Consider the following 6,419-nt stretch of genomic DNA (forward strand, 5'->3'; position numbering starts at 1 on the left):
AAAAAACGATATCATAGAAAGGAGTAAGTGAGGTAAAGTATGGACCAAGGACAATTACAAAAAGAGGTAGAAGAAATCCTAGAAGATGTATTAGCAAAAGCTTCTCTCCATGAGGGAGCTCTCTTTGTTTTGGGCTTATCTTCCAGTGAGGTGATAGGAGGACACATCGGAAAAGCCTCTAGTCAAGAAATTGGAGAATTAATTGTTAAAAGAATCTTAGAAATCTTATCAGCTAGAGGAATCCACCTAGCAGTTCAAGGGTGCGAACATGTCAATAGGGCCTTGGTAGTAGAACGAGAGGTTGCAATCAAATACAATCTTGAGATTGTGAGTGTTCTTCCGACACTGAACGCTGGAGGATCAGGGCAATTGGCGGCCTTTCGCTATATGAAAGACCCAGTTGAGGTCGAATTTATCAAAGCTGATGCAGGTCTTGATATTGGAGATACGGCTATTGGGATGCATGTCAAGCATGTTCAAGTGCCTATACGTCCAGTTTTGAGATCAATCGGTCAAGCCCACGTAACTGCCCTCGCTAGTCGGCCAAAACTGATTGGAGGAGCGCGTGCGCAGTATCCAGAAGATTTTATAAGAAAAATATAGATAAAAAGTTGAAAGCTCTCACCTACTAAGCAGGTGGGAGTTTTTTGTGCCCAAAAAGATACCTTATTTTCCAAACAGATTTTAAGTATTTTTAGGATGGTAGGTTTATAATAGAACTAAAAAGTAGATATCTATATTCATATGATGAGTGAGAAAGGTGACAAAGATGAAAAAATGGCAAGCATCTGTATTGGTTTGCGCTAGTCTGGTTTGTCTATCAGCTTGTAAAAATCAGGCAACAAGCCAAACTGATAAGCAGAGTGGAGACAAACAAGGGCAGGTTAGCTCTCAAATTGCAAAACAAGGAGAAGTAGTTCCAGACTTTGAGCTCACGGGAGTTGATGGAAACACTTATCGACTATCAGATTATAAAAGAAAAAAGGTCTATATAAAATTTTGGGCTTCATGGTGTTCTATTTGCCTAGCTAGTTTGCCTGATACAGATGAACTGGCAAAAGAAGCAAGTGATGACTATGTCGTTTTGACAGTTGTTTCTCCTGGTCAAAAAGGAGAACAAGTAGAAGAAGCCTTTAAAAAATGGTATCAGGGTTTGGACTATAAAAATCTCCCTGTCCTTCTAGACCCGTCAGGAAAACTCTTAGCCAGTTACGGAGTTCGTTCATATCCGACTCAGGTTTTTATTGATAAAGAAGGCAAATTGGTGAAGACTCAACCAGGATTTATGGACAAGGGAACTATTTTAGAGAATTTAAAGACTATGAATTAGAGGCTTATTATGAATGATAAATTAAAAACCATATTCTTAATTGGAGTGATCATTTTCATCATCATAGGAATTTTGTTTCTTTTGGAAAAAAGGAACTCTATCTACACCGATAGCTCTCAAATTGAGAAGGCGGCAGTTAGCCAAGGTCAAGGTGCTAAGAAAAAAACGGAGCCAGATAAAAATGCTGACCTACATGAAATCTATCTAGCAGGAGGTTGTTTCTGGGGAGTCGAAGAATATTTTTCTCGAGTGGCAGGTGTAACAGATGCTGTTTCTGGCTATGCGAATGGCAGAGGAGAAACAACCCAGTATGAATTGATCGGCCAAACTGGGCATGCTGAGACTGTTCATGTAACCTACGATGCCAATCAAATTTCTCTAAAAGAAATCTTGCTCCATTATTTCCGCATTATCAATCCAATCAGTAAGAATAAACAAGGAAATGATGTGGGGACTCAGTACAGAACGGGAGTCTACTATGCAGATGAGAAAGATTTAGAAACGATTAATCAAGTTTTTGACGAAGTAGCCAAGAAGTACGACCAGCCTCTAGCGGTTGAAAAGGAAGCTTTAACTAATTTTATCGTGGCTGAAGACTACCACCAAGATTATCTACAGAAAAATCCAAATGGATATTGCCATATCAACGTCAATCAAGCAGCCTATCCCGTTATTGATGCTAGCAAGTATCCAAAACCGAGTGACGATGAATTGAAAAAACTCCTATCTCCAGAGGAGTATGCAGTGACTCAAAACAGTCAAACAGAACGCGCCTTTTCAAATCGTTACTGGGATAAGTTTGAAGCAGGCATTTATGTGGATGTAGCAACTGGCGAGCCTCTCTTTTCTTCGAAAGATAAATTTGAATCGGGCTGTGGCTGGCCTAGTTTTACCCAGCCTATCAGTCCAGATGTTGCGATCTACAAGGAAGACAAGTCATACAATATGGTCAGAACAGAAGTCAGAAGCCGAACTGGAGATTCCCACTTAGGACATGTCTTTACAGACGGGCCTCAGGACAAGGGGGGACTTCGCTATTGTATTAACAGCCTGTCTATCCGCTTTATTCCCAAGGATCAAATGGAAGAAAAGGGTTATGGTTATTTGTTGGATTATGTTGAGTAAATTTTCTCAACCATATTAGTTAAAAAGCCAGATCTCCTGTTTGGGGTCTGGCTTTTATGGTATACTTAGGATATGCATAGAAAAACAGTGATTGATTTTAGGGCTTTGGGCGAGAGATACACCTTTACCCAGCCTATTAAAGAGTTAAAAACCAGAGATTTAGCAGAAGTAGCAGACTTACTGGCACAAGTGGAAAGCTACCAAGAACAGGGCTATTATGTGGTGGGTTATGTCAGCTATGAGGCTGCACCTGCTTTTGAAGAGAAGTTAGCGGTTCACGAGGGCCCCTTATTAGGAGAGTATTTGCTTTACTTCACTGTTCATAACAGTGTTAAAACATCCAGCATTCCTCTGACTTATGAGGAGGTGGATTTGCCATCAAACTGGCAGGAACTAACATCTGCTGAGGACTATGAAAAGGCAATTGAACAGATTCACCATCATTTGCGACAGGGCGATACTTATCAGGTCAATTATACTGTCCAACTCAAGCAGAATTTAAGTGCTAATCCTTTTGCTATCTACAATCGTATGGTGGTGGAGCAGGAGGCGGGCTATAACGCCTACGTAGAGCATGATGATATGGCAGTGATTTCCATGAGTCCAGAACTCTTTTTTGAGCAAAACGGTCGTGAGTTGACGACTCGTCCTATGAAGGGCACAACTAAACGTGGTTTGAATAACGATGACGACTTGAAAGAGGCGGCTTGGTTGGAACAGGATCCCAAAAATCGTTCAGAAAACATGATGATAGTAGACCTCTTGCGAAATGACATGAATTGTATTTCTGATGTTGGTAGTGAGCATGTGGAGCGTTTATGCCAAGTGGAGCAGTATTCTACAGTGTGGCAGATGACTTCGACTATCAAGAGTCAGTTACGACCGGATGTTGATCTAGTAGAAATCTTCCGTTCGCTCTTTCCATGTGGCTCCATCACAGGAGCTCCCAAGATTGCGACCATGGAAATTATCAAGAACTTGGAACCACATGCGCGTGGAGTATACTGTGGAACTGTTGGCCTCCTACTTCCCAATGAACGACGGATTTTCAATGTGGCTATTCGAACTATTCAACTGCATGGAGGGCAAGCCATCTATGGTGTCGGAGGTGGCATCACTTGGGATAGTACTTGGGAGTCAGAATACCGTGAAGTCCATCAAAAGGCAGCTGTTCTTTACCGAAAACAACCTCGTTTTCAGCTGATTACGACAGGGAAAATCAGCCAGAAAAAATGGCTCTTTGAAAAGCAACATCTAGAAAGACTGCGAAAGGCTAGTCGTTATTTTGCCTTTCCATTTGATGAAAATAGTTTGAGACAAGAAATAGAGAAGGAGTGTCAAGCTTGTGACCTTCATCAAGACTACCGTTTGCGAATCAGTCTCAACAAGTCTGGAGAGATTGAAATTGAACGACAAGTATTGACACCACTTAGTTCTAGCTTCTGTCAGGCTAAACTTTGTCTGCAAGAAGCTGATTTGAAGCAGTCCTTTACCTACTTTAAGACGACACACCGACCACATTTGACAGTGGGAGAACAGGAAATTATCTATCACACTACTGATGGAAAATTGCTTGAAACCTCTATTGGGAATCTGGTCTTAAAAATGAATAGCAAGCTCTATACCCCACCTAGCACTCTTGGCATTTTACTAGGGATTTATCGCCAACATTTACTTGAAAGCGGGCAGATAGAAGAGAAGGTCTTGACCGTAGAAGATTTGAAAGAAGCAGAAGTTATTTATGCCTGCAATGCGGTTAGGGGCTTGTATGAGTTGAAAATATAATGACAATTGAATATTATTTGTGAACATTAAAGATTGAAATTGAAATAAAGTTAAGCATTTGATATAATGTAAGCGTCATTAAATTTAAAAATAGGGATAATTTAAGATGAAATCAAAAAAATATTTAGTAACAAGCATAGCGACAGCAACACTTGGCCTTGTTTTACTTACAGATACAACAGGGATGTCTCCTTTCTCAATACAGAAAGTTTCTGCTCAAGAAAAGAGTACGCCTAAGAATGGTAACGTAAAAGAGAATAATTCACCTAAGCAAGCAGAGAAATCTAAAGATAGCTCTCCGAAACAATCAGAAAAGCCAAAAAATACTGCTCCGAAACAATCAGAGAAGCCTAAATCTAGCACTCCGAAACAATCAGAGAAGCCCAAAGATAGCTCTCCGAAACAATCAGAGAAGCCCAAAGATAGCACTCCGAAACAATCAGAGAAGCCTAAATCTAGAGCTCCAAAACAATCAGAGAAGCCTAAATCTAGCGCTCCAAAACAAACAGAGAAGCCTAAATCTAGCGCTCCAAAACAGTCAGAGAAGCCTAAATCTAGCGCTCCAAAACAATCAGAGAAGCCTAAATCTAGCGCTCCGAAACAATCAGAAAAACCTAAATCTAGCGCTCCAAAACAATCAGAGAAACCAAAAGCTAGCGCTCCAAAACAGTCAGAGAAGCCTAAATCTAGCGCTCCAAAACAGTCAGAGAAGCCTAAATCTAGCGCTCCAAAGCAATCAGAGAAGCCTAAATCTAGCACTCCAAAGCAATCTGATAAACAAAAAAATACGACACCTAAACAGGATAAGCCAAAGTCTAAAGTCCAGTCTGGCTGGGTAGGCTCATCTTATTATGAAAATGGTGTTAAAGTCACTAATAAGTGGATTTTTGATAAAAAGGTTAACTCCTACTTCTATTTAAATGCATCGGGAAATTATGTCCAAAATGCCTGGGTCGGTAATTACTATCTCAAATCTGATGGTAAGAGAGCTAAGAACGAATGGATTTTTGATAAAAAAGCTAATTCTTATTTCTACCTAAATGCTTCGGGAAACGCTGTCCGAAATACTTGGGTAGGTAATTACTATCTTAAATCAGATGGTAAGAGGGTAAAAAGCGATTGGATCTATGATAAAAATTCTGGTTCCTATTACTATTTAACAGCTGAAGGAAGCATTGCCCGTAATAAATGGATAGGAAATTACTATCTTAAATCAGACGGTAAGATGGCCAAGAATGAATGGGTAGATGGTGGCCGTTATTATGTTGAATCAGATGGTAAAATGGCTAGGGATAAATGGGTAGATGGTAGCCGTTACTATGTGGGAAACAATGGTGTCCGGCAACAAAAACCAGCAGTCGGGAATCAAAACAATGCTGCTTTAATTGAAGCGAAAAAATATAATTCGTATTTACATATGTCAAAAAAAGAACTCTATGACCAGTTGACATCACAAGTTTCACATGGTTTTTCAAGTTCTGCAGCACAGTATGCCATCAATCACTTGAATGCGGATTACAAAGCAAATGCCTTAGTTAAAGCAAGAGAATACCGAAAATACAGCAATTTATCAAAGAAAGAAATTTATGAGAGGCTAACTTCTCCTCGGATTGGAAAATTTACAAAAGAAGAAGCAAACTATGCCATTCAAAAACTAGATTTAACACCAGAAGGAAGCATTGCCCGCAATAAATGGGTAGGATACTATTATTATAAATCAGATGGTAAGGTGGCCAAGAATGAATGGGTAGATGGTGGCCGTTACTATGTTGAATCAGATGGTAAAATGGCTAGGGATAAATGGGTAGATGGTGGCCGTTACTATGTGGGAAAAAATGGTGTCTGGCAACCAAAACCAGCAGTCGGGAATCAAAACAATGCTGCTTTAATTGAAGCGAAAAAATATAATTCGTATTTACATATGTCAAAAAAAGCACTCTATGAGCAGTTGACATCACAAGTTTCACATGGTTTTTCAAGTTCTGCAGCACAGTATGCCATCAATCACTTGAATGCGGATTACAAAGCAAATGCCTTAGTTAAAGCAAGAGAATACCGAAAATACAGCAATTTATCAAAAACAGAAATTTATAACAGGCTAACTTCTCCTTGGATTGGAAAATTTACAAAAGAAGAAGCAAACTATGCCATTCAAAAACTAGGGGATAAATAGTTATTG

General features: G+C 39.7%; 5 protein-coding genes. All 5 read left to right on the forward strand.

Translation table 11 applies throughout. The features are described 5' to 3' along the window. The first annotated feature begins 39 nt into the window (after positions 1-39). The 5 genes from ACXYSM_RS01875 (at position 40) to ACXYSM_RS01895 (ending at position 6,413) form a co-directional block, all read left to right on the forward strand. A complete protein-coding gene (locus ACXYSM_RS01875) occupies positions 40-603 on the forward strand; it encodes a TIGR01440 family protein (RefSeq protein WP_458634156.1) in 564 nt (187 codons plus the stop codon). A gap of 166 nt (positions 604-769) precedes the next feature. Beyond that, complete coding sequence (locus ACXYSM_RS01880) at positions 770-1,330, forward strand: redoxin family protein (RefSeq protein ID WP_458634157.1); 561 nt, start codon at positions 770-772, stop codon at positions 1,328-1,330. 9 nt (positions 1,331-1,339) lie between these two features. After that, the gene (gene msrB, locus ACXYSM_RS01885; protein ID WP_458634158.1) at positions 1,340-2,455 is read left to right on the forward strand and encodes a peptide-methionine (R)-S-oxide reductase MsrB; all 1,116 of its coding nucleotides are present in this window, start codon (positions 1,340-1,342) and stop codon (positions 2,453-2,455) included. Positions 2,456-2,527: 72 nt separating this feature from the next. Then, complete coding sequence (gene pabB, locus ACXYSM_RS01890) at positions 2,528-4,240, forward strand: aminodeoxychorismate synthase component I (RefSeq protein WP_458634159.1); 1,713 nt, start codon at positions 2,528-2,530, stop codon at positions 4,238-4,240. Positions 4,241-4,346: 106 nt separating this feature from the next. After that, positions 4,347-6,413 (forward strand): Ltp family lipoprotein, encoded by a 2,067-nt coding sequence (locus tag ACXYSM_RS01895; protein WP_458634160.1) that lies wholly within the window; start codon positions 4,347-4,349, stop codon positions 6,411-6,413. Positions 6,414-6,419: the final 6 nt, after the last annotated feature.

It is taken from the genome of Streptococcus sp. V940 (genome assembly GCF_054353495.1).

What these genes read in the sequence shown, in the direction of transcription:
- ACXYSM_RS01875 (WP_458634156.1), top strand. Translation starts at nt 40, where the DNA reads ATGGACCAAGGACAATTACAAAAAGAGGTAGAAGAAATCCTAGAAGAT.
- ACXYSM_RS01880 (WP_458634157.1), top strand. Translation starts at nt 770, where the DNA reads ATGAAAAAATGGCAAGCATCTGTATTGGTTTGCGCTAGTCTGGTTTGT.
- msrB (WP_458634158.1), top strand. Translation starts at nt 1,340, where the DNA reads ATGAATGATAAATTAAAAACCATATTCTTAATTGGAGTGATCATTTTC.
- pabB (WP_458634159.1), top strand. Translation starts at nt 2,528, where the DNA reads ATGCATAGAAAAACAGTGATTGATTTTAGGGCTTTGGGCGAGAGATAC.
- ACXYSM_RS01895 (WP_458634160.1), top strand. Translation starts at nt 4,347, where the DNA reads ATGAAATCAAAAAAATATTTAGTAACAAGCATAGCGACAGCAACACTT.